This is a genomic window from Pseudomonas sp. CC120222-01a (genome assembly GCF_003097235.1).
Classification (GTDB): Bacteria; Pseudomonadota; Gammaproteobacteria; order Pseudomonadales; family Pseudomonadaceae; genus Aquipseudomonas.
Genome location: NZ_QEQQ01000008.1, coordinates 178,080 through 200,802 on the forward strand (window position 1 = coordinate 178,080; position 22,723 = coordinate 200,802).

Annotated in this window: 19 protein-coding genes; 9 read left to right on the plus strand and 10 right to left on the minus strand. The window is 57.7% G+C overall.

From position 1 onward, the window contains the following. Positions 1-237: 237 nt before the first annotated feature. A complete protein-coding gene (locus N430_RS13120; RefSeq protein ID WP_110637561.1) occupies positions 238-1,200 on the minus strand; it encodes a DNA-binding protein in 963 nt (320 codons plus the stop codon). Positions 1,201-1,287: 87 nt separating this feature from the next. Here N430_RS13120 and N430_RS13125 point away from each other — a divergent pair, with 87 nt between their 5' ends. Beyond that, entirely contained in the window at positions 1,288-2,391 is a 1,104-nt protein-coding gene (locus tag N430_RS13125) for a site-specific integrase (RefSeq protein ID WP_110637560.1), read from the plus strand. A 180-nt stretch (positions 2,392-2,571) separates the two neighbouring features. Here N430_RS13125 and N430_RS13130 read toward each other — a convergent pair whose 3' ends face one another. From N430_RS13130 to N430_RS13140, 3 genes are all read right to left on the minus strand, one after another. Beyond that, positions 2,572-3,168, minus strand: coding sequence for a hypothetical protein (locus N430_RS13130; RefSeq protein ID WP_110637559.1), 597 nt, complete (start codon positions 3,166-3,168; stop codon positions 2,572-2,574). Next, positions 3,165-3,884 carry a hypothetical protein gene (locus N430_RS13135; protein WP_110637558.1) on the minus strand — a complete coding sequence of 240 codons (720 nt, stop codon included), beginning with the start codon at positions 3,882-3,884 and terminating at the stop codon, positions 3,165-3,167. Before N430_RS13135 ends, N430_RS13130 begins: the two co-directional genes overlap by 4 nt. Positions 3,885-3,966: 82 nt before the next feature. Beyond that, the gene (locus tag N430_RS13140) at positions 3,967-4,959 is read right to left on the minus strand and encodes a hypothetical protein (protein ID WP_110637557.1); all 993 of its coding nucleotides are present in this window, start codon (positions 4,957-4,959) and stop codon (positions 3,967-3,969) included. A gap of 631 nt (positions 4,960-5,590) precedes the next feature. On the opposite strand from N430_RS13140, the gene N430_RS13145 reads away from it, so the two are divergent. The 4 genes from N430_RS13145 to N430_RS29290 all read left to right on the plus strand — a co-directional run bounded on the left by N430_RS13145 (position 5,591) and on the right by N430_RS29290 (position 10,422). Beyond that, a complete protein-coding gene (locus tag N430_RS13145; RefSeq protein ID WP_116583642.1) occupies positions 5,591-6,268 on the plus strand; it encodes a hypothetical protein in 678 nt (225 codons plus the stop codon). Beyond that, positions 6,265-8,172: a hypothetical protein gene (locus tag N430_RS13150; protein WP_110637555.1), complete on the plus strand. Its 1,908-nt coding sequence runs from the start codon at positions 6,265-6,267 to the stop codon at positions 8,170-8,172. Before N430_RS13145 ends, N430_RS13150 begins: the two co-directional genes overlap by 4 nt. Continuing rightward, positions 8,169-9,089, plus strand: coding sequence for an ATP-binding protein (locus N430_RS13155; RefSeq protein ID WP_110637554.1), 921 nt, complete (start codon positions 8,169-8,171; stop codon positions 9,087-9,089). Before N430_RS13150 ends, N430_RS13155 begins: the two co-directional genes overlap by 4 nt. Before the next feature lie 163 nt (positions 9,090-9,252). Beyond that, a complete protein-coding gene (locus N430_RS29290) occupies positions 9,253-10,422 on the plus strand; it encodes a hypothetical protein (protein ID WP_133248849.1) in 1,170 nt (389 codons plus the stop codon). 165 nt (positions 10,423-10,587) lie between these two features. Here the strand turns inward: N430_RS29290 and N430_RS13165 are convergent, their stop codons facing one another. Further along, positions 10,588-11,061, minus strand: a complete 474-nt coding sequence (locus N430_RS13165; protein ID WP_110637552.1) for an MbcA/ParS/Xre antitoxin family protein — start codon at positions 11,059-11,061, stop codon at positions 10,588-10,590. A gap of 1,501 nt (positions 11,062-12,562) precedes the next feature. Between N430_RS13165 and N430_RS13175 the strand changes: the two genes are divergently transcribed. Then, positions 12,563-12,787 carry a hypothetical protein gene (locus N430_RS13175; RefSeq protein WP_110637550.1) on the plus strand — a complete coding sequence of 75 codons (225 nt, stop codon included), beginning with the start codon at positions 12,563-12,565 and terminating at the stop codon, positions 12,785-12,787. Positions 12,788-12,906: 119 nt separating this feature from the next. After that, on the plus strand, positions 12,907-13,809 hold the full coding sequence (locus tag N430_RS13180; protein ID WP_256592132.1) for an alpha/beta fold hydrolase: 903 nt from the start codon (positions 12,907-12,909) through the stop codon (positions 13,807-13,809). A gap of 31 nt (positions 13,810-13,840) precedes the next feature. On the opposite strand, the gene N430_RS13185 is transcribed toward N430_RS13180, so the two are convergent. Together N430_RS13185 and N430_RS13190 are read right to left on the minus strand one after the other, a co-directional pair. Further along, a complete protein-coding gene (locus N430_RS13185; protein WP_110637549.1) occupies positions 13,841-15,022 on the minus strand; it encodes an MFS transporter in 1,182 nt (393 codons plus the stop codon). An 80-nt stretch (positions 15,023-15,102) separates the two neighbouring features. After that, positions 15,103-16,131, minus strand: coding sequence for an alpha/beta hydrolase (locus N430_RS13190; RefSeq protein ID WP_110637548.1), 1,029 nt, complete (start codon positions 16,129-16,131; stop codon positions 15,103-15,105). A gap of 185 nt (positions 16,132-16,316) precedes the next feature. Here N430_RS13190 and N430_RS13195 point away from each other — a divergent pair, with 185 nt between their 5' ends. After that, positions 16,317-17,270: an AraC family transcriptional regulator gene (locus N430_RS13195; protein ID WP_110637547.1), complete on the plus strand. Its 954-nt coding sequence runs from the start codon at positions 16,317-16,319 to the stop codon at positions 17,268-17,270. 21 nt (positions 17,271-17,291) lie between these two features. Here N430_RS13195 and N430_RS13200 read toward each other — a convergent pair whose 3' ends face one another. Continuing rightward, entirely contained in the window at positions 17,292-18,917 is a 1,626-nt protein-coding gene (locus N430_RS13200; RefSeq protein WP_110637546.1) for a mechanosensitive ion channel family protein, read from the minus strand. A gap of 162 nt (positions 18,918-19,079) precedes the next feature. Here N430_RS13200 and N430_RS13205 point away from each other — a divergent pair, with 162 nt between their 5' ends. Beyond that, the gene (locus N430_RS13205; RefSeq protein WP_110637545.1) at positions 19,080-19,946 is read left to right on the plus strand and encodes a patatin-like phospholipase family protein; all 867 of its coding nucleotides are present in this window, start codon (positions 19,080-19,082) and stop codon (positions 19,944-19,946) included. Between the two features lie 239 nt (positions 19,947-20,185). Here N430_RS13205 and N430_RS13210 read toward each other — a convergent pair whose 3' ends face one another. After that, a complete protein-coding gene (locus N430_RS13210; RefSeq protein ID WP_110637544.1) occupies positions 20,186-21,712 on the minus strand; it encodes an FAD-dependent monooxygenase in 1,527 nt (508 codons plus the stop codon). Positions 21,713-21,728: 16 nt separating this feature from the next. Then, on the minus strand, positions 21,729-22,352 hold the full coding sequence (locus N430_RS13215) for a dTMP kinase (protein WP_110637543.1): 624 nt from the start codon (positions 22,350-22,352) through the stop codon (positions 21,729-21,731). Positions 22,353-22,723: the final 371 nt, after the last annotated feature.

A 22,723-nucleotide genomic window follows, 5' to 3' on the forward strand; every position in this document is an offset into this window, starting at 1 on the left:
GTTTCTCAAGACAAAGGATATCAACAACGCGACCGAGCAGCAGAGATTATGCTACGCCAGTCTCACGATACAGATTTCAAGCGAGGGTTAGGTGCTGCGGGCGACAGGGCAGGCGCGGGTGCAAGGCCTTCGACGCACCTCGTACGGATCGCCGACACCACGCTCGCGTCAGTCGCGCAGCCCTGTTGCACTCTAGACATGGTATTGCGACCGCTTGCGGTGCTCCTCCCCGACCCATCACCGCTCCTTGATTCTGGGCTTACGCAGCTTCGGCGCCTGCTGCTGGACCAGTTGCTGCTCCAGCGTATCAGCACGCGCCTGCTGGGCCACGCCCGTATGTCGCACCTCGTCAAGCATTTGCTGCATGGCATGCAAGCGGCCTTCCAGAGCTTGCCGCTGCTGCTCGCCCTGCTCCGCCGCCACTTCGGCCCGCGCCTGCTGGGTGGCTGCCTGGCGCTGCGTCTCGCTCAAGACGTGACGGTCTTGCTCCGATCGTTGCTGAAGTTGGTCGAACTGGCGCTGGAGCTCTCGACGTTCAACCTGGCGTGTTTTGCTCTCCTCGCGCGCCCGGTCAATTTCGCGGTAGGCGCGCTCCTCGACACCGCGCACGTAGGCTTCTTGTGCCAGCCGAGCCTGCTCGACTTGATGCAGGGTGTCGTGCTGTTCGGCCTGCAGACCATGCAACTGCTGTTGCAAGGTGTCGCAGGTCAATTGCAAGGCGCCACGTTGTTCCTGCAGATCCTTAATCTGCGCCTGACGCTGGGCCAGCAGTAGCTCTAGATCGGTCAGGCGGGTTTCAGCGCTCTGCCGCGCAGATATTGCCTCTGCCGTCTGCTGTCGCGCCTGAGCAACGTCCAGCCGGGCGCGGGCATCCAATGCTACGAGTTCCTCTCTTTCCTCTGCGAGCACCTGCCGCTGGATGGCCAGTGACTGCTCGACCACGCCTTGAGCCAAGGTGGTCGCCTGCTGCCAGATAGCGACAAAGGCCTGGGCCACTTCCGCCGGCAGTCCGGGCAACCGCGTTTCACCGCGCAGGCGGCCGGCCAACTGTTCCCACCATTGGTCGAGCAAGGCACCGACCCGCGCCGGGCTGCCGCGACCCAGTTCCAAGCGCACCCGTTCTACCGTCGGCCGCTCGCCACGGGCCAGCACCGCGTCTGCCGCGGCAAACACGTCGTTTTCCGGTACGCCTACCGCCATGCCCTGCCCTCCGCTATATTAGGTCTGATAAAGAAAGATTATCCGACCTTATAAATTTAAAACTCAATTTATAATACGTTGAACGTAATGAATAATACAGATGCACTGCAGGCACGGTTTGATAACCCACTAGCCCTGCACGAGATCGCTGACACTACCCGCGCGGCCGCCGAGGCGTTCATCGCCGCCGGCACGGCCGTCAACACCGTGCGCAGCTATCGCAGCGCCCTCGCCTATTGGGCCGCCTGGCTGCGCCTGCGCTACGGCCGGGCGCTCGGCGACGGCGCCCTACCACCGGAAGTGGCGGTGCAGTTCATCGTCGATCACCTGGCTCGCCCGAACGCCGACGGTACCTGGAGCCACCTGCTGCCGGCGAACGTCGATGCAGCGCTGGTCGCCGCTGGGGTCAAGGGTAAATTGGGTGCTCTGGCGTTCAGTACGGTGAGTCATCGTCTGGCGGTGGTGGCCAAGTGGCACCGGCTCAAGGATTGGGACAATCCGTGCGAAGCCGCGGCGGTAAAGACCTTGCTTCGTGAGGCGCGCAAGGCGCAGGCGCGCCAGGGTATGGCGGTGCGCAAGAAAACCGCGGTGGTGCTGGAACCCCTCCAGAGGATGCTCACGACCTGCACCGATGGCGTGCGTGGGATCCGCGATCGCGCCCTGCTGCTGTTGGCCTGGAGTGGCGGCGGCCGGCGCCGGTCGGAGGTGGTGGGCCTGCAGATCGAAGATCTGCGCCGCCTGGATACCGACACCTGGCTGTACGCGTTAGGCGCGACCAAGACTGAGACCAGCGGGATTCGCCGCGAAAAACCGCTGCGTGGGCCAGCGGCACAGGCGCTCGCCGCCTGGCTGGCAATAGCGCCGGCTGTCAGCGGACCGCTTTTCCGACGGCTGTACAAAGGCGGCAAGGTGGGTACCGCCGCGCTGTCAGCGGATCAGGTGGCGCGCATCGTTCAGCGCCGCGCTCAGTTGGCCGGCCTGGAGGGCGATTGGGCAGCGCACAGTTTGCGCTCGGGCTTCGTCACTGAGGCCGGGCGTCAGGGCGTGCCGCTCGGCGAGGTCATGGCCATGACCGAACACCGCAGCGTGAATACGGTCACGGGGTACTTCCAAGCCGGAGCCATGCTATCCAGCCGCGCCACCTGCTTGCTGGGTGACGAAGAGCTGCATCGCCCTGATCAAAATGCCTGAACCGCAGCGTCACCGTCATTACGCGATAGGGACATACCTCTGCACGCAGCACCGACAGCCGATACCGCGCCACGGCGTCCCACTCGATCCACATTATCTAGCCAGGAACCGCAGAGAGGGAGGCGCACTCATAGAGCTGGCACAGGACAGCAAAAACGCAGTGGCGCTTGGCCACGTGGCTCAATGGTGTGGTACAGCGTAGTGCTGGTCAGTCCCTTCTCTCGTGTAAATCTCACCATCCGACCTAAAGCACAGCTTCGTTCTGTTCAAGAGCCCCGTCTTGCATTGGTCCCAGTCGAGATTGACCCCTTTCTTCGCCAGCACCGCGGCCTTCGCTTCCATCTCGGCGATTTGCCTGCGACGGAACTCAATTTCCTCGTGGCTCGGTAACAGAGGGCTGGCCAGGAACCATGCGGCCGCACCGATCACGGCAAGAGCACCAACCAAGGTCACAAATGTTTTCACCCCCAAGAGGCGTCCTGCTTTCTCATAGCGCTTTGTTGCCACCGCTGCAGCTTCATTGGCCTGGTCGAATTTCTCAGTTAGCAATTTCGCAGCCTCGGTAGCAGTTGCATCCGCAAGGTTCGATAGGTCATTTCTCGCGCTTGAGATCTGCCTGTGCACCTCTTGCTGAAGCCTGCTCAGCGCCAGAACGGCTTTGTCAGCGGCGTCCTGTGTCTGCAATCCTGCCGAGAGTAATGAAGTGAGCATTTCAGCTTGCGCTCGAATTTTCTCGTCGTAGCTTTCGTATTCTCGCGCAGTCACGAGGGTCGTCATCGGCTCAAACCTCGATCGTAGGTCATCTGTTTGGCAAGCTCCTTTTCTTGCTCTTGCCGAAGCAGCAGTTCGTGGCTGCGCTCAGCACGGGCGATCCGCTCCATCACCCAATCGCGGTGGTTCATATTAAGCTCAAGCATGTCCTCCAGCGGCGCGAACTTCAGTACGCCACCGGGTTCAGCCAAAAGCAGCAGTCCGCCAGTGCCTGAAGCGGCTTTGCCACTGACAGTCTTGATAGCCAAGAGGTACTGGTTGATTTGCGCACCGGAAAAGCGGGTTTGCTGAGTGGCGATGGCTTCAGCTGTCGACTGAACAAGGGCCTCAAGCCGGCCGCTTCGTGGATGATGATCCCTGGGGAAGGCATCCAGATACGGGACCGTCAGCAGACCTAACGTATCAGCGGTGGCTTTAGTCTCAACGTACCAATGCACTTCTCGGGAAATTTCGGCGAGACCCAGGTCGTTAATGATTTGCTTGAGTCCTGCGTGTTTGCCCCGCTCCTTCCTTAAGTCCGCTCCCTCTGCTTTGAACTCCAAGAGCCGGACCACTCCGCTAAACTTCACCAACACATCGCCCAACAGTTGGTCGGCAGGCGTTTGTTGGAGCAAGTTGACAGATCCCGCCGCTCCCAGGCCGGAGGCTCGTTGCTTATCGCGTATCGAGTAACCCAACGAGAAGAGGAAATTGCCGATGGTGATGTTTTCGTAAAGCTTCATGGGACGTATTGATCCTATCTACCGGAATCCTACCTACAGGCGCCGTAACAAAAGCGGCTAAGCACGAACGTTGGGCGTCGGATCAGGAGCCGATGCGGATAGCACCGGTTGAATAGCGCTGCTTGAAGGCCAGGTCGATGGCCGCGACGTATTGGCTTGGAGAGACGTCGAGCGAGCGTCCCAGCAAACGGTGCACGGCTTTCACGGTATCAGCGCGCGCCTGATGACTGCTGACAAGCTGGACCGTTAGCTGAAGATTACCGGGTTCGAGAAAGTCGTTGAGCAGCGTGGCCTGGGCATGCAGTTCTCGCTCGATAACAGCCAACTCAGTCATATCATTGAGCGCCGCTTCGGCTGACTCCAGTTCCGCAGTGTTCAATCGTGATTTGGTTGGGATTGCCTCAAGCCGCTTGCGCATTTCAAACAAACGCTCCTGATACCGCTGCCCCCCTAGCTGTAACCACACTCCCAAGCCCTTGAGCGTGCCGAACGAATGCGGGTACCAGTGGCGCTCCTCGTAGGGTTTGCCTTTCTCGTCGCCCCCCTTCTTGACGACTTGGTAGTCCCAGGAGATTCCCAGCACATTACTCTTCCAGCGGTTATTCAGAAGCTCCCCAATGCGCTGAGGAAGGGAAGACAGAACCTCACTGGCGCGGCCTTGCAGTTCACGGTGTTTGCTATTCGCCGCGCGAACTCGCTCAATCAAAGATTGCCGCTGGCTAAGCAGGGTTTCGACCCTGTGGCGCCGGATGTTCTGCCGCTCGGTAGCGCTCAGCTGCTTGAACTGTCCCCTGACCTGCTCGTCATCCAAACCCAGGTGATTGAGCGCGCAGCAGTTACCGATCAGCACTTGTGAAGCATCATGAAGCTCGACGACGTAACCATGCTGATGCAACTGAGCACAACGCCTTCCATGCTTCTGGTACTGACAGCTCGCCTCGGCCTTTATCAACCGATAGGGTCGCAGTGGAGTCCGATACTGCTCCTTGGTAAAGGTGCACTCGGCTGCAAGCTGATAAAGCGAGTTCAAATCCGCAAGCGTTCTCAGCTCAACAATTTCAATCGAAGTAGTCATCAGCGTCCTCGTGGAAACCCAGTCGCGCATATAGCTGTATATTAACCCAGTACTCGCATAATGCCATCAATTGCGTTCAATACGCCGAGCCAGGATTCCGTGCTGGCTGGGCTACTCAAGGCGTAAGGGCCGCGCCCTTTCCAATCGTTTACGGTCGAGTCGCCACAGGGTTGTAATGTCCGCTACGTGGAACCCATCTCCTCCTCGGCGAAGGTGGACCTGGCAGGTCCCTCGTGATGGCAATACCGCCTACGCTCACCGGCACGAGCACGCGGTGTACTGCCCGGCCAAGGTCCGACGCAGTCCACCAATGCCATCCCCCTACGAGTGGGTAACACCTCTTCCTTGCCCTGCATGAACGCCTCAATAACGGCTTACTGATTCACTTCACCGCACAGGCTGGCCAATGCGGATGCAGCAACTCAGGCGGAGAAACGTGAGCAGTGAAGTGGTTAGGCTGCGGGCGTTTCGAACGTGCGGCCGACAAGCACGCCGCGAGCCGTGCCGCTCTGCCCCAAGAGGCCTGGTCTATACTCTTAGGACGGTGCATGCCCCCCCGATTAAAAGGAATTCACGCGAGGGTGTGGCGAGTCACTCCACGACGCGATCTATCTAAGTCGAGGGGATGGCTATGCCTAATAAGACACCGGAAAATGCCTTTTTGGCGCGGCTGCGGGGACGCAAGTCGACGCGCAGCAACTTGTGGCTGGTCTACAGCCATAAGATTCGCTCTGACCTCATTTTGGAAAGCAATCAGGAGCTCGCTCACTGGTTGCTGCACCTGGAGTTTGAACCAAGCATCGTCAACTTCTGGATTCCAGGAGCGAACGAACTCTACGCTGACCAACGCGGCGGTCGAAAGACCCGGCCGGACGTGATTGCCACGAATGCTTCTGGCGGGCTGGAGTGGCACGAAGTCAAGGCAGGATACGTCGAGGAAAACACAGTCAGTGAGCAGATCATCGCGCAACGTCAGATGGCTGCCGACAATGGCGCTACCTACCGCTTGTTTGATGAATCAACACGCCTGACGCACCGCTATGAGTTAATGCCCCGACTGCGACTCATGCATTTCGTCGCCGTTACCCGCAGCCAGTCCATTGATCATGTCCGACAAGCGCTCCTGAATTATGTGAGCGAAGCACAGTCGGGGACCCTGGGTGAGATGCTGCAAGCCAACCCTGTACTACCGCCCACCCATCTCATTGCAGCGTTGATCCAGCTCTCGATCGAAGGCCGCGTGACACTCGATATTGAGCAAACCACTCCGACGCGGCAAACGCGGTGGTCAGCGAGAGCGTCGCTATGAAGCGTGTTGGCATTCCGCAAGCAATTAAGGACGGCGCTTGGCCACGCGTCCAACCAGCGTCCGTCCCGCAAGAACAGTGGCCGTTTTTCGCCCGCAAACGGCTGGCGGTGGAACTGTACATTGACGGTCGCCCGATGACTGAAATCAGAGTACGAACCGGTTTTCCAGCCAGCGAAGTCAATCGAATCGTTGATCGTTTCTGCGCCATTGATGCGGACGGACATTACTTTGGCGAACGGGCCTTGCTGACTCACGCACGAGTGACGCTCTACGAGCGCCGGAAAGCTGCAGGGCCAAAACGGACGGAACAGCGGGGTGGCATGTCTGGCTTGCTCAACAAGCTGCTGGGCGAATACAGCAACATCGAATTGGCCATGATCGAACGCTTACGTAGACCTGGCGCTCCGCACGATAGCACTCGAAGCGAACTGAGCTATTTGATTAACGAGTTTTATAAGCTGCTGAATAAAGCAGGGATCACAGCCCCCGCTTGGCCGTTCAACACCAAGCATGCAGGGCGCACCAGTATCCGCAAGTACCTGAAAAGGCTACGAGCACGGTACGCAGTTCAATACATACACAGTCACGGAAGTCCGGAAGCTGTGGCGCATCTCGCCACGGGTACCGGCCATGAACGTTACATCAAAGCCCAACGACCCTTTGATTGTGTGCAACTGGACGGCCATTACATTGACGCTTTCTTTGCCTTGCGGGTCGAGCAGGCACCCGGCATCTACCAATGGATCACCATTGATCGAATCTGGCTGCTGTCAATCATTGAAGCTTTTTCCAATGCTGTCTTGGCGTACAAGCTGGTATTGAGAAGTGAGGTGTCGGCAACTGATGTCCGCGAAGTCATTGCCCAAGCGTGTCTTGGCCGCTGGCGGCCGAGGGCGCTGGTTAATCAAGCATTTCCCTATACGGCAGGGGCAGGACTGCCCTCGGGCATTCTGGATGAGTGCCATGGGATTGGTTGCGGTGTGTTTTTCGCTGACAGCGCCCTGTCCAACCTGGCCAAGAAGATCACCACTGTGGCGCGCTGCGACTTCGGTTTCCACGTGTGCATCGGGCCGGTGGGACACTTCGAGACTCGCGCAGAAATAGAACGCTCCTTCCTGGAAGTGGCGCGTACAGTACATCAGCTCATGTCATCGACTGGCAGCAGCCCTCACCAAGGGCGTGCCGCGGAGGCGGAACAGAAAGCAGTCACGTACGAAATTGACCTTCTGCTGATGGAGGATGCGATGGATGTCTTCCTGTGCAATTACAATGCTAAGCCGACTGAGGGTTTGGGATGGCTCTCCCCCCTGGCTTACCTGCGGCAGTACTTCGATCAAGGCATGCTCCATCCCCACTATGAGGCAGACCAGATTCAACGCCTAGAGGCGGACATGAGTACGGTCAAGGCGACAGTACGGGGCGGATTAAACAGTGGCCGCAGACCGCATATCCAACTGGATCGGGCCCGCTACACCAACGAGGTGTTAGCAGGTGACTTTGGGTTTGTGGGGATGGAACTGCTGATCAAAGTGGATTATCACGATTACCGAGCCATCGAAGCGTATCTGCCGAATGGTGAGTGCCTTGGTTTTCTTCGCGCCCAGGGTTATTGGGGGACCTTTAAACATACGCCCACAGTGCGGCGCAGGATCAATAGTTTGATCCGTACTGGCGACTTGAGAATTGATAGCGAACGTGACCCCGTGCCACAGCTCGTCGATTACTTCACCCAGCACGGGCAGGCTGCCGTGGCGCTGTCCATCAGTCGAGACGCCGCCCCTCTAGCAGAAAAAACCACCTCGAAAAAGCAACGAGCACTGCGCCCGGACTATTTCTTACAGCCGGATGTCGAGTACGGAGAGCTACCCACACCCGGAAAAGCGCTGAACCGAGGTGAACGATGAAGGCTTCCGGCCACCCTCTGGTCACCGCTCAGGCGCAGATCATCACCCAACAGATGGTGCGAGTCTATCAACTGTGTCTGGACCGCGTTGGTGCGAGGCGGGCCGCAGTATTGTTCGAAGGATCGTCGCGGACTGGAAAAACCTGCTGTTCCGAGTTCGTTGCCGCACGTATGAGAATTCAGTTACCGACAGTACTGGTAATACTCCACGTGGCCCGTTCTCGACTAGCCCGACAACGGCAATCCGTATTGAAGGAACTTTGCACTTCGGAAAATATCCTTCCACAAGCGCACGGCGTAGATCACCTTCAGCATTTTTTAGCGTATATCGAGGCCCATGTAACCGGCCAGGTGGCGCCCCATTGCATACTGATTGTTGATGAGATCCAGAACTGGGAGCCCACTGACTTCCATATATTGGCAGACTTGCATAATTACCTGCACTTGCAGGGTATCACGCTCACACTGATAGGCTTCGCCCAACCCGAAATATACAGCCGCCTCAGTGGGCTTAAGGCGGTGAAACATTATCAGATCATTGCGCGTTTTTTCGCCGAAATCATCCCATTCAGGGGCTGTCAAAGTGTCGACGAATTAGCAACGATTTTGCAGGCGTGCGATACCGGTTCAGAATTTCCTTTTGGCTCCGGCATAAGCTACACCGCCTACTTTATACCCCAAGCCTATGCGGCTGGATTTAGACTTGTCCCTCTGGCCGAAATGTTCTGGAACGCCTTCAGCGAGAGCGTTACTGGTAAATATATAAAAAATTTACCCATGCAGCACCTACGCGAATCAATCGTCTGCCTATTGCTTCTTCTCGCCCCTCATGACAGCGAACTGCTCGAGACTGATGACAAGCTTGTCAATGAAGCGGTACGGCGCTCAGGTGTCGGGGTATTTTGCGATGCATTATAAGAAGGGTCTCTTTTTTCCCGATAATTTTCCGTGGCCACATGACTCTACAATAACCACCCTGCATAAAATTGCAGTGATAAATGGTGTCAGCGGCAGTGTATTACTGCGCACCTGCCCCATGAAAAAGACGCGTGATAAGTCAGCAATTGGCAGAAGGAATCACATGTCTATGGTTCTGGATGAAATTTACGACTCTAAACATCAATATTTTTCGCTACTCAACGAAGGTGACTGGATAATTAATCACTTTCCAATCAGCACCAGGGGCGTGGCAAAGTATTGTCCACGGTGCGTAGAAGAAGCTGGATTTGTTCCAAGCTTTTTTTCACTACAGTTTATGGTCCGTTGCCCATGGCACAATCAAGCACTCAAGCCAATGTGTAAAATTTGCTTGAATATCCATAAATTTGTACCGCGCCCATTTGGCAGTTCGATAGGTTATACATGCCCTGAGTGTGGATATTGGGTGCCGAAGCGCGCAGCTATTTTCGAAATCTGTCGTTATCGTGCTGCTGATCCGTTGCTCAGGGCCTGCGGAAACTTCTTCTTAAACTTAGAAAGATTAGCGAGGTTGTCGGTGCTGGAGGTACTCCATTACGGCCCATCGGCCGCGACTGATCCCAACGCTTCGAACATTTATGATGCTCGTGAGTTCTTGCCAGACAATACTGTAACAATATGGTGCAAACGATTGGAGATTACCGCACCACGCTTCTTGCCTCCTTCCTCTGATTTGTATTATCGCAGGTTCATACATTTTCATCAGCGTCGGCTGCTTAAGGCACACCATGACTGCGCCTGTTGCAGCTCGCTGTCGCGACCTGATCTAGGCGAGCAACAACGCAACATGTGCACTTACGCCGCAGCGCTCTCCTTGTTTCGGCAAAAATTTGAATACTTGAGTAATGACTTGCACCCACACTTATCAGGACCAGCTGCATTAGCGTTAAGCAAGCTTGCCATGATGCCCTGTACGGCACATCACTTCTTTCAGATAGTGTTTTACCAACTCGTTTCCCGACTTTGGTTCTGGAGTCGCTCGGCATCTAGATTTGTCGTACATATCGATCCCGAACATTTCTTCGAAATACTGAATAATGGGACGACTTCGGGGATGCTCGATCGACTGCTGGGACAGCGATTAGAGGGGCACTACCACTGCTTACTGGACCTTCCCGCCGATCGAACGTCTCTGCGCCGACTCATCGGGGCCGTGACGGAAGACCAAGGACTTATGATGCGTAACTTCGGCAATCGGGCCGAACTCACTACAACCGCTCAGCCCCATCTGTTCTTTGGATCGTTGAAAGCGACCGCCATGTTCTATCTATAGCTCGTGGGCTCTGACGCTGATAGTCATAGACTGCGATATGCCTCAGACCAAACACTTTACCTGACACCGGCGGAGGTATGCGACAAACCGATGCGGAGCAAGCTGCTGGCAGAGTGCGTTCGGGTGAATACGTGTCGAGGCACCACATCATCATGCAGTTGACGATCATTGATACACGCCGTATCGAATGCCAGCCAGATAATGCTGGACGGCTTGATAGCCAAGTACGTTGCCGACCATTTCCAGCGGTACATATCCCTCAAGATAAGGGCACGGACGAATGAGCCATTTCACCGCCAACTCTCGGGTTCCAAATACTGCGATTGCCTGTTCGAAAACCTCCGCATACAGATACGCCACTGCGCTTTGTTGAGGACTGAGCCGCATAGGACTCTTACTGCTGGGCCGCCTCTGATTTATGGGGATGGGCACACCGAGAATGCAGTTCATGACCTGTTTTCTAAAACTAGCGTCATAAACCGACAGCATGCCCCATACATCTTTCAGGTTGATGCCTTGCCGGATATGGCGGTAAAACACAATGCAGCTGTGCTCACCAGGTTCGCCAGGAATGAGACAGTTTGTTGGCGTTCGATCTCCGTACTCGGACCTTAGCACGTCTACATCGATGGGTAGCATCGCGCATTCCCCTTTGCCAGGTTGTCCTACAACGTGTCCATACTACACACGTTACCCATATTATATCCTGTATGGCACAGCGGCGCATGAGGCCGTTACATCTGAGCTGAGGTCGGATTCAAATTACTATCCTAGGGCCCGCCCACCCGCCCGGACATGGACAGTGCACACGCGGTCCACAGGAGGCGCAAATAAGCTGGCCGACCAAGAGCTATGCTAAACAGTTGAAAGGATGCCAACCCTAGGAGGTAAGGCACATATGAACAGGAGTGATCTAAACTCTCGTCGGGAAGAGCTCCATTGTCAGGGCGTGATACAACACTACCTCCAATCACCCCAGCGAAATTTGCCGGCGCTGCCGTACGAGGTCTGCATTTACCTGGCGGAATGCTACGCCTGTGGCAACGTCAGACTACTCAAGTCCAAGCTCTTGGCGATCAGGCGCTGGCACACGGAAAACGGATTTCCCGACCCTACCGAATGCCGAGCGGTTATGCAATTAACGCAACTGATCCGGGCTAAAACAGAACTAAAGGCGAACGCGCTACAGCCTCCCCCAACAATCAGCGATATCAAGTGCATCGCGGATGTACTACAGCAACATTATCACCACACTGGCGCTACTCCACGTAGACTCACATTCCACCAAAAAACCGCCTGTAGAAACAGGGCGATTTGGGTTATAGCCTTTTGGTTCGGATTAAACACTTCTGATGTTTGTCGACTAAGAAGGCGGGATGTGCATTTGGATCAAAACTCTTTGACGATCACCACGAAATGGATAAGCGACCAAAGCGAAGAAAAGCTTTCGTTCAGGTTAACTCGCCTTCCGGTTATCTGTCCCGTGTCAGCACTAGAAGTTTGGCTTAGAAACTCCATCGACCCGGTTGATTACTTGTTCCCGAGGACTACCCGAAAATCACTGACTGGCCCTGTCAGCTCTCGATCGGTTCACGCTTACGTTAAAAAATTAATGGCAGCAACTCCTGGCACGAGCGCAAACACAAGCGATCAACGCTACAGTCTATATTTTTTCTTAGCTGCCAACGGTTGGTCCCGGCATGAAATCCTAAAGGTACTGCCTCTCTATAGTAAATCGCCGTCAAAAACACGCATTCTGAAAACCAAAAATCGGTTGGATTCGGAGAATGTACCGCCATGGCTAAACGATGGCGATATGCTCACAATCAATCAAGCGCTCATGGCTAGCCAAGCTCACATATAGAATTATATTATTTTGGAATATCCATGCTTCATTTTTGTCCCGCACATTTACCAATCTTTAGTTATCACCCAGCAAAGGCCCGCCGAATGCGTATTGTTCGCATAACTAATTCTTTAAACAGAAGAGAGACCGGGGCGATCCCAGCCCAAATTGAGGGCTTTCTTTATTGTGGCAATTTCTAGTTATTAGTTCTGAGCACTTGAGCCACCATCGCGAGGCCTAGGATAAACACCACAAGTCCATGTTCCCGCGCCTCAACTCCACAGGAAGTCAAAAATGATCGCTAACCTCGTCAAAGTTTCACTGGTGGCCGGTGCTGTGTTGCTGAGCGCCTGCTCGGCTTCGGGTGTGAGCACCGGAAACGATTACTCGGTCGACTCCGTGGTGCCGGCCGGGTTTGGTCCGGGGCCGACGAACAGTGGAAAGCAGATGAATTTCCACGGTAGCGCGTTGAGCAACAGCTTTGGCGAGTACAGTTCCGGATTGCTGCACGACGATTGAATGAGCACTGCATCTACCACGTCCTGAGCTTTTCACTCGCCGCTGGCTCGCTTCGTTCGGATGTCAGCTGCAGGTTGCTTGCAATCACGCGTCCTGAATCACACCCCTAAACGACGTTTATGGACCGTCGTGTCGAGGTCAGGATGGCAGGCAACCTCATCCAGGATGTGCAAATCATGAAATCTTCAGCCACTGCCATTACCGCTCCAACCCAATTTGTTGAGGTGAATGACCGTCGCCTGGCTTATCGAACCATCGGTAGCGGCCAGCCACTGGTACTGCTGGTGCGATACCGCGGCACGATGGACGACTGGGACCCGCTGTTCCTCGACAAGCTGGTCGAGCGCGGTTTTCAGGTAACCCTCTTTGACTACAGCGGACTGGGCCAATCGAGTGGCACAGCTAGCTACAATCCCGGAGCACTGGCCAAGGATGCAATCGAGCTGATCCAGGCGCTGGGGCTTGGCAAAGTTGTGATTGGTGGGTGGTCGCTCGGGGGAATTGCCGCTCAGGTGGTACTGGCGCAGGCGCCACAACTGGTAAGCCATGCCGTACTGATTGGTACGACGCCACCCGGTCAGTTGGCCAAACCCGGTGAAGCCCTGTTCTATGAACTGGCTCGTCGAGAGAACGACTTTGAGGATTTCGTAAGCCTTTTCTTCGAGCCAACCTCAGATACCAGTCGAGCGGCAGCCGAGGAAGCCTGGGGACGACTGGCTTCACGCATGGCAGATCGCAGCCCCCAAGTGCCTGTCGAGTGGGCGGCCCAGCAACTCGGAGACGGTCCCAAGAACCCGGTGTTCCCAGTTGAAGCGGTGTTGCATGCACTGAAGCGTACTACGATCCCCCTACTCCACTTGGGCTCCGACCACGACATCGTATTCCCGGTCGAAAACTGGTACGCCCTGAACAGTCAGCTGCCTACGCTGACTCTCGTGAGCTTCCCAAGCGCTGGCCACGGGCCTCATATGCAGTATCCGGAGGCCGCGGCTGGTCACATTGCTGCTTTCATCTCGGCTTAGGCTATTTGCGGGGCCACACGTGTGGCCCCTATCATCGTTGGGTTCGTCCTACCCTGCTGGTCAAAGCCGTCGCGCCCAGCAGCATCAGCCCGCTGGCAATGAATGTCGCCTGGTAACCGACGTGGTCATAAAGCATACCGCCAAACGTTGCGCCCGCCGTGATCGCCAGCTGTATCACAGCGACCATCAATCCGCCTCCGGCCTCGGCATCCTCGGGCAGGATCTTGGCCAGCCAGGTGAACCATCCCACTGGCGCACAGGTGGAAATCAAGCCCCAAGCCCCCAATAGCACCGCCGCTGGAATAATCCAGGCGCCCATCGAGACGACAGCGAAGGCAATCAAGGCCATGAGCAGTGGTATGCCGAGCAGCACCCTGAAGAGGTGCTTGCTGACAAGCGCCCCCACCCACATCGTGCCCAGCAACCCCGCAACGCCGATGATCAGCAGTACAATCGAGAGCGTTGGTGCATCAACCAACGTAACCGTTTCCAGAAACGGTCGTAGATAGGTAAACAGCGTGAACTGCCCCATGAACAGAAGCGCTACCGCAGCCATGCCAAGGGCGACCTTGCTGTCCTTCACCAGGCGCAGGGCCTCGGTCGCTGCGACGGTACTACGCTCGCTCGGCATCTTTGGCAAGGTGAACGCCTGCCAGATCAACGCCATGGCAGCCAAAGGCACTACGCAGATGAATGCCCCTCTCCAGCCAATGATACCTCCCAGGTAACTTCCGACCGGGGCCGCAATGGCGGTGGCCAACGCAGTGCCACCCTGCATGAGCGCAATGGCTTTTGGGACGAGCGCTTCAGGTGCGATTCTCATCATGACGGCAGTGGACATCGACCAGTAACCACCAATGGCGATTCCGAGCACGGCGCGGCCCACCATCAAGGTAAGGTAGTCCGGAGCAAACGCCACCATTGCACCGGATAGGATCATCAAGGCAGTCGTGACCAACAGCACGGGCTTGCGATCAATGCCTTGTGTCAGGCTGGAAAGCAGAAGACTGGTGACTACGGCGAACAAGCCCGAGATGGCAATGGCTTGTCCGGCCTGGCCTTCAGTCAGTGACAAATCAGAGGCAATCGGCGTGAGCAGGCTCACGGGTAGAAATTCAGACGCGACCAGGGCGAACGCACACAGGGACATCGCCAGGACTGCGCTCCAGACCCGGCGGCTGGATTGAGGAAGCGGTATGGCTGAACTCGTCATGACAGTACTCAATCTACAAATTACACGTTGCAATGGCTCGGCCCAGCCCGTTTTGGGCTGAGCCGATGCCTCAGCGGCAGTTACTTGAGGTTTTCGTGGAAGAAAGTGGCCAGCTTGCCGAAGGGAATCAACTCGACACGATCATAGAGATCGACATGGCCGGCGCCGGGCACGATCACCAGTTCCTTCGGCTGACCCGCCAAGCGATAGGCCTCCTCACTGAACTCGCGCGAATGGGCATGTTCTCCCGCGATGAACAGCATCGGACGTGGCGAGATCGTCTCGATGTCATTGAAGGGATAGAAGTTCATGAACCTGACATTGCTGGTCAGCGTTGGATGAGTCGTCATCGAGGGCGACATGCCCTTGGGCGTAAACTCACCGCGAGGCGTGCGGTAGAAATCGAAAAACTCGCGCTCGATGGCATTGGAGCGGTCAGTCAGTTTCTCGACCGTGCCGCTGGTGTATTGCGTTTCTCCTCCCGCGTACTCGACATCGCGCTGAGCAGCCGCTGCGGCAATGGCCTGCTTGCGCTGCTCGACGGTTACGCCATGCTTGAGGCCGTTACGGTTGGCAGCGCCCATGTCGTACATGCTGACAGTGGCAACCGCTTTCATTCGAGGGTCGATCTTCGCCGCACTGATGACGAAGCTGCCGCTGCCGCAGATGCCCAGCACACCGATCCGGTTGCGATCAACCATCCCTTGGGCGCCAAGAAAATCGACAGCCGCACTGAAGTCTTCGGCGTAGATGTCCGGCGAAACCAGATTGCGCGGTCGGCCATCGCTCTCCCCCCAGAACGACAGATCGATTGCCAAGGTCACAAAGCCCTGTTCGGCTAGCTTCTGCGCATAGAGGTTCGAGCTCTGTTCCTTCACCGCCCCCATCGGGTGGCCGACGATGATGGCCGGGTAGCGGGTGCCAGGCTTCAGATTTTCAGGAACAAAGAGGTTGCCAACCGTGGTCATCTGAAACTGGTTCTTGAAGGCCACCCGTTCGGACGAAACCTGTTCGCTCTTGTAGAAATTGTTGGCGCCATGGGACATGTCGGCAGCTCCAGCTGAAAGTGAACTGGCCATCAAGGCAAACGCTACGATCAAGGACTTCATGCATATCTTCCTGTCTGCTCAGAATGGAGTGAGTAACGCCATCCATGATCGAAGGAGGAAGGGGCAAAACAGTAGAGCAATCGGTTGGTTTTCTTGCCTAAACGTCCAGCCATGCTGAGTGGGCATGTACACCTGGTGCGCCACGCAGATACTGTACGTCCACGAGATGATCGGAAGCCTTTGTCATGCCCAGCCTCATTCAACCCCCTCCGTTGGCTAACCCGGTGGCGACGCTGTGCAGGATCATCGGCGCCCACGCGAATACCGCTGGAGACTTCTCGACCTGCATTCCGGGCTTGAGCGTATATCGACGTGACGCCCCTGCCCCGCCGATCACGTGCATTGTCGAGCCGAGCATCGTGCTCGTGGTACAAGGCGCTAAAGAAATGGTCATCGGTGCAAACGCCTACCCCTACGATACGACCCGTTTCCTGGTCACCTCGCTGAACATACCCGCCCACTCGGCAGTGACGATTGCCAGCGACACCGCACCTTGCCTGGGCCTTGTGTTCAAGCTTGATCTGCGCACACTGGCGGAACTGATCGCGCAGGACGGTCGCCTGCCGATCAGCGAGCACGCCCTCCACACCAGTGCAGGAGTGGGTGCCTTGAACCCAAAACTGCTGGGGAGCTTCACCAGGCTCATTGAACTGCTGGAAGAAACCGACGCGATACCTGTGCTCTGGCCCCTGCTGCAGCGTGAAATCCACTACCGACTGTTGCTGAGCGACCAGGCACCGCTGCTTCGCAATATCGCTTCGGTAGGGAGCAAAGGCCACCGGATTGCAAAAGCCATCGACTGGTTAAAACTCAACTATGCAGCGCCCCTGCGGGTGGATGCCCTGGCTTCCCAGGTGCAAATGGGCCTTTCCACCTTCCATCAGCACTTCCGCCAGCTCACGGCGATGAGCCCCTTGCAGTATCAGAAATGGCTGCGCTTGAACGAGGCGAAGCGCTTGATGCTGAATGAAGACTTGGATGCCGCCACTGCGGCCTTCAAGGTGGGCTACGAGAGCCCTTCCCAGTTCAGCCGTGAATATGGGCGTCAGTTCGGTACGCCGCCCAAGCGCGATATTGCCGAATTGCGTCAGGGCGCCGAAAGAAAAGCTGCCGCGTCGCACAGTGTTTCAATTGAATGAAGACCTGATTAGGCAAATCGATTATCGCTGGCTGTCCCCGGGTGGCGACGCCGGGGCGTTGTACCAGCTCTCCCTGGGTACGACCTTGTCCTGCTCAGGGTCACCCAGATAATGAGGCGACATGATCTGCACGCCGTACTCGTTGAACACGTCCTGGATATTGGCATGCAGCATGGTCAGCAGCTCTGCCCGTGGGCGCGGCTCGCTCGGCACCGCCTGGGCCACCAGGCGATATTCGGGGTAGAAATCCGACAGGGCAGTCTGGAACACCTGGGGCTGTGGGGTCTGCAGCACCCCGTCCGTGCGTTTCGCCGCCTCCAGCAGCATCGCCTCGACCTGGCGCCATGGCGTGTCATAGCCGATGGTGACCGTGGTATCGACCACATACCCCTGCCCTTGCACCACACGTGAATAGTTCTTGGTCACCGCTCCGGTGATCATCGAGTTGGGCAGCGTCAGTACCTCGCCCAGGCCAGTACGAATGCTGGTGGTGAACATCCCCAGCTCGGTGACCGTGCCTTCATGCTCGCCAATGCGTACGTACTCGCCGGGGCGCAGGGTGCGTGTGTAGGTGAGGATCAGCCCGGCGGCGGCCTGGCCGACCACACTGGTCGCGCCAAGGGAGATCATCAGGCCGATCAGCACCGAAAGCCCCTTGAACGCGTCGGTGTCGGCACCGGGCAGATAGGGGTAGGCCATGGCCACGGCGAACAGCCAGATGGCCAGGGCCGTCAGCCGGGTGGTCGGTTGCAGGGTTTCCTGGGTCAGCCAGCTGATCGTGCCGGGCCGCGCCAGGCGCTCGAGCAGGCGCTTGCTGAAGGCACTGAAGCCACGGGCGATGAAGAAGATCAGCAAGGCGATCAGCAGCCCGGGCACTGCATCGACGATACCGGTCAGTACGTGGCGCAACAAACCCAGCAGGTACAGGTTCAGGCTCTCGCCCCACGGCCGCGTGTAGGGGAATCGTTGCAGGACGAAAGTAAGCCATTCATAGGTCAGCAGCAGGATGAACGTCCAGCGCAACAACGCCAGCAGGCGCCGCAACAAGGGGTAAAGGTTGCTCGAGTCGACCAGCTGGGTACGCCCGATGCGCAAGGCGCTGGTGTGTTTGCGTACACGCTGGGGCAGCCACGACAGTGCCTTGCCGTGCAGCCACAGGCAGAGTTTGACCAGCGCCAGGTAGATCAAGGTTGCAGCGGCGCTCAGGCCGAGCGCGACCAGCAGGAAACGCAGGCTATGTGCTTGCCGGGCTTCTTCGACGACCTGGCTCAAGCGTTGGGCTGCTTGCTCAGCGCCCTGGCGAGCATCCAGGTCGCCGCCAATCAGGTCCCTGGGCGAGACGATGAACGCCCGACGATCACCCAGCAGCACCATGTAACTGTCCTGAATCGGGTCTACGCTGACCCGGCCAGCAAAGCCATCGTCGAGCTGTTCATTGATGACCGCTTCGGCGCGCCGGACACGGGCAGCCGGCACTTCACCCAGCAATGTGGCATGAAAGACCACGATCGAACGGTTGGCGATTTTCAGCTCAGCAGGCTCGGCGCTTGCCGACGCCACTTCCTCGATTGCCTGACTGCTGCCGCACAACAGTGTGGCTGCCAATGCCAGGCACGCCGCCAGGCCGGCGAGCATCCGCCTAGCCATGAGCGCGCACTCCGAAGGTGGGCATGGGCAGCATCGGCGCTCTCCTGGCAAGCGTGGGTATCAGCAGCGTAGTACACCGCTTGTGGCAAGCAAACGGTGTAACAGGCAGTGGCCAGTCCACGGCTACACTTAATGCCACACGCCTGCACAGAGACTGCCGCCATGACCACGCAAACCGCAATCGTGTTCGCCGGTGGCGGCAGCCTGGGGGCGGTTCAAGTGGGCATGCTGCGGGCCTTGGTGGAGGCCAATGTTCGATTCGACAGGGTGATCGGTGCCTCGGTGGGCGCGATCAATGGCGCCTACTTTGCCGCCAGGCCCGACGCGCAGGGTGTCGAGACGCTCGCCGATTTCTGGCGAAACCTGAACAGAGCCGACGTCTTTCCCCTGTCCTGGCTCGATACCTGTAGAGGGCTGATCAAACGGCGCGGTTTTCTGCTGCAGCCGGCCGCGCTGCACCGCTTGCTTGGCCAGGCGCTGCCTATTCATCGCATCGAGGATGCGCAACTGCCCCTGCATATCGTGACGACCGACTTGCTCAGTGGTGCCGAAACCGTCCTGTCCAGCGGTGAGCTTGAACAGGCGTTGCTGGCCAGCGCTGCCATCCCGCTGGTGTTCCCCAGCGTGCAAATTGGCGACCAGTTCCTGGTCGATGGCGGTGTGGCCAGCAACACGCCCATTTCCACCGCTGTCAGCCTCGGGGCGAACAAGGTCGTGGTCATCCCCACGGGGTTCAGTTGTGCCTTGAAACAGCCACCCAAAGGGCTGGTTGCCCTGGCATTGCATACTGTCAACCTGATGAGCATGCGCCAGCTGGTAAGCGATATCGAACACTTCCGTACGCTCACCAGCCTGCACATCGTTCCGCCGCTGTGCCCCGTGGATGTCTCAGTGTTCAACTTTGACCAGACCGACGCTTTGCTGGAGCGCGCCTATGAGCAAACGCTTCGATGGCTGGACCACGGCGGCCTCGAGCGCACCAAGGTGCCGGGTGCGTTGACCATTCACTCCCACGCCCATGAGCACTGAAGCACGCTGACTGGCTTTTCCGCCCGTCCCCCCTGTTCCGCCGTTACAGCCGGAACAGATATTTAACCCTGGCAAATGACCCGATATAGGGTGCCGCGAACCCGAACATGGGTGCCATGGCCTGGCGCGCAGATAGCAATGGTCTACAGGGAGCATGGCCGGATTACCCACTTTGTGGCGTTTCCCTGGCTTACAGCAAGTCCTGTTCCAACGCTCAGCCAGTCGCCGCCTCCGGCATCTCAAGCGGACAACGTGATGCCTTGTTTCTCAACATATCGGCTCAAAACCGCCAGGTCGCCCTCAGGATCAACCAAGGCGACATAGGTATCAGGCCGCAATAGATAGATGGCATTTCTGGCAATGCCGGCCTGCTCGTACACAGGCTGCCAAGGGAAAACCTGCAAGGTAATGCCTTGCTGCGTGCACCATTGGGCCAGGTCTGCCTTGGCTTCGCCGTACACGTGCACGTGCCACGCAATGGCTGTCAGTGATGCGTAGTTGTCCGCCGTGGCCCCAGGCAACCAAGGCAGGCGATCACCGCCCTGAACCTCGCCAGCCTTGCCTTGGCTCAGCGGGCTGTCGCGATAGTCGATGCGGGTTTGCGAGACCACGCGAAACAGGTATTCACGGACACTTTCGCGCTTGTACGCAACGCTGGCGATGACTGGCGCGACGTGTGTGCGCACAAATTCGGCGAAGCCGCCCTGGGCGGTAACCAGTGCGAACAGCCTGTCCGTGGTCTCCACCAGTTTGCGGGCAAACGCCTGACGCTCGATCGGGTAGCTGTCGAGCAATCTATCGGGCGCCTTGCCCTTGATTACAGCAGCCAGCTTCCAGGCCAGGTTGTTCGCATCCAGAATGCCGGTGTTCATGCCCTGCCCGCCTGCCGGACTGTGGACATGCGCGGCATCACCTAGCAGAAACGCTCGGCCACGGCGGAAATGGTCCGTGACACGATGGTGAACCCGATAGGCGGAAAACCAGTTCACCTCAGTGATCTTCAGCTTCAAGCCATTGATGGCGTCATGCCCGACGTCGGCGAACGTGAGCTGCTCAGGATGCTCCGCACGCTCGTCCCGTACGGTGCCAATCAGGCGGTATTGGTCTTTTTCGCCGTAGCACAGCAGCAACACGAAGTCGGACTTATCAAACGCGATGTGCGCCTCGCCTGCAGGTTCGATTCCCGTTACCCGTACATCCGCGACATAGAAAAGCTGCTTGTAGGTACCGCCCTCGAAACCACTGCCAAGGGCATGACGAACCAGCGAATGGGCACCATCACACCCGGCCAGATACGCTGCAGTGCATGCCACTTCCTGCCCATCAGCCTGTTTCAGGGTAGCGGTGACGTGGCCTTCCTCGTCTTTGAAGCACAGCAGTTCGGTTTGCCGTTCCACGGTCACGCCCAGCGCATGGAGCTGCTGCTCCAGCAAGCGCTCATGACGGTCCTGGGGATAGATCAACACGAAGGGGTAGGCAGAAATCGATGCGCCGGCATCCATCAAGGGAATGCGCGCTCTGCGCCGGCCACGGGCCCACAGGTTCATGGCCGGTGTCTTGTAGCCGGCATCGATCACCGCCTCGGCGAGGTCGAGTTGGCGGTACAGCTCCAGCGTGCGGGCCTGCACAGCCATGGCACGCGACGCTTCGCCCGGGCCGCTGCTTTTGTCGATGATCCTGACGGCAACACCCTGCCGGGTGAGCCAAAGCGCCAGCGTCAGCCCGGTCGGGCCCGCACCTGCAATGAGAACGTCGGTTTGCGCCATGATCTCATCTCGCACACTAAAGGTTGTTTGAGGCCAGCACGCCCTGAATCTCGGCGACCACCTGCTGTGTCGCGTCTTCGACCGTTCCTTCGTTACGGCACAGCACCCAGCCATGGTCGGCAACCGCCCGCTCGAATGCTTCGGTACAGGCGATCTGCTCATCCAGCCGGCGGATCACCGTACTGCCCAGCCCCCGCGTACGTGCCGCTGCCCTCGCCCACGAGGTGTCAGGCGTAGTGACCACGCCGACATGCAGGTCCGGCACTTGCACATTGCGCTCGCGGTTAATCTGCAGGATCTCGGCAAACGGGACTGACCGGCGAAAGGCGGCATCGGAGGGGTACCAGCGATCGATCAGGATGATGCTGTTGGCCGGTTGCCTGGGCAGCACGTTGCGGGAAATCCACGCACGGCTGTCAGCCAGGCGCGCACAGACTTTCAGTTCCAGCTCCTGGCAGGGGTTTCTTGCCAAGTGATTGACCAGCGCCATGGTCTCGCCCCTGAAGGGATCACTTTTCTTTTCGCACAGCCGGATCACCTTCCTGTTGTCTGCCCTCAGGGCTTGGGTAACAGCCTCCAGCAAGGTGGTCTTGCCGGTGCCTTTTGGGCCATCGAGTGCGATGAATAGTGGTCGATTCATTTTTCAGTACTGACGGGAAGCGGATCTGGATATCGAGATGACCATGATGCACCGAAAGATGGCCTTGGTCTTGGTTATCAGCTTGGTGGTGTTCGCCGTTAGGTTTTCAGCGCCTGTGAGATCGAGCGCCGCCCGCGCGGCGCATCGCGGGCAAGCCCGCTCCCACATCTGTTTCGGGCCAGTTACTCCTGTGCCGCCAACAGGATTCGCCTTGGTGCATGACTGGAGACAGGTGGGGCTTCATCAGCGCCACCGAAATGTATTGCCATGCAAACAAGGCGGTCCCTGTTGGCTTCACAGGAGAGATTGGCCTGAAACAGATGTGGGAGCGGGCTTGCCCGCGATGCGCCGCGCGGGCGGCGCTCGATCTC

Bases quoted from the DNA above. Each gene is read 5' to 3' on its own strand.
- N430_RS13120 (WP_110637561.1), bottom strand. From the start codon at position 1,200: ATGGCGGTAGGCGTACCGGAAAACGACGTGTTTGCCGCGGCAGACGCG.
- N430_RS13125 (WP_110637560.1), top strand. From the start codon at position 1,288: ATGAATAATACAGATGCACTGCAGGCACGGTTTGATAACCCACTAGCC.
- N430_RS13130 (WP_110637559.1), bottom strand. From the start codon at position 3,168: ATGACGACCCTCGTGACTGCGCGAGAATACGAAAGCTACGACGAGAAA.
- N430_RS13135 (WP_110637558.1), bottom strand. From the start codon at position 3,884: ATGAAGCTTTACGAAAACATCACCATCGGCAATTTCCTCTTCTCGTTG.
- N430_RS13140 (WP_110637557.1), bottom strand. From the start codon at position 4,959: ATGACTACTTCGATTGAAATTGTTGAGCTGAGAACGCTTGCGGATTTG.
- N430_RS13145 (WP_116583642.1), top strand. From the start codon at position 5,591: ATGCCTAATAAGACACCGGAAAATGCCTTTTTGGCGCGGCTGCGGGGA.
- N430_RS13150 (WP_110637555.1), top strand. From the start codon at position 6,265: ATGAAGCGTGTTGGCATTCCGCAAGCAATTAAGGACGGCGCTTGGCCA.
- N430_RS13155 (WP_110637554.1), top strand. From the start codon at position 8,169: ATGAAGGCTTCCGGCCACCCTCTGGTCACCGCTCAGGCGCAGATCATC.
- N430_RS29290 (WP_133248849.1), top strand. From the start codon at position 9,253: ATGTCTATGGTTCTGGATGAAATTTACGACTCTAAACATCAATATTTT.
- N430_RS13165 (WP_110637552.1), bottom strand. From the start codon at position 11,061: ATGCTACCCATCGATGTAGACGTGCTAAGGTCCGAGTACGGAGATCGA.
- N430_RS13175 (WP_110637550.1), top strand. From the start codon at position 12,563: ATGATCGCTAACCTCGTCAAAGTTTCACTGGTGGCCGGTGCTGTGTTG.
- N430_RS13180 (WP_256592132.1), top strand. From the start codon at position 12,907: ATGGACCGTCGTGTCGAGGTCAGGATGGCAGGCAACCTCATCCAGGAT.
- N430_RS13185 (WP_110637549.1), bottom strand. From the start codon at position 15,022: ATGACGAGTTCAGCCATACCGCTTCCTCAATCCAGCCGCCGGGTCTGG.
- N430_RS13190 (WP_110637548.1), bottom strand. From the start codon at position 16,131: ATGAAGTCCTTGATCGTAGCGTTTGCCTTGATGGCCAGTTCACTTTCA.
- N430_RS13195 (WP_110637547.1), top strand. From the start codon at position 16,317: ATGCCCAGCCTCATTCAACCCCCTCCGTTGGCTAACCCGGTGGCGACG.
- N430_RS13200 (WP_110637546.1), bottom strand. From the start codon at position 18,917: ATGGCTAGGCGGATGCTCGCCGGCCTGGCGGCGTGCCTGGCATTGGCA.
- N430_RS13205 (WP_110637545.1), top strand. From the start codon at position 19,080: ATGACCACGCAAACCGCAATCGTGTTCGCCGGTGGCGGCAGCCTGGGG.
- N430_RS13210 (WP_110637544.1), bottom strand. From the start codon at position 21,712: ATGGCGCAAACCGACGTTCTCATTGCAGGTGCGGGCCCGACCGGGCTG.
- N430_RS13215 (WP_110637543.1), bottom strand. From the start codon at position 22,352: ATGAATCGACCACTATTCATCGCACTCGATGGCCCAAAAGGCACCGGC.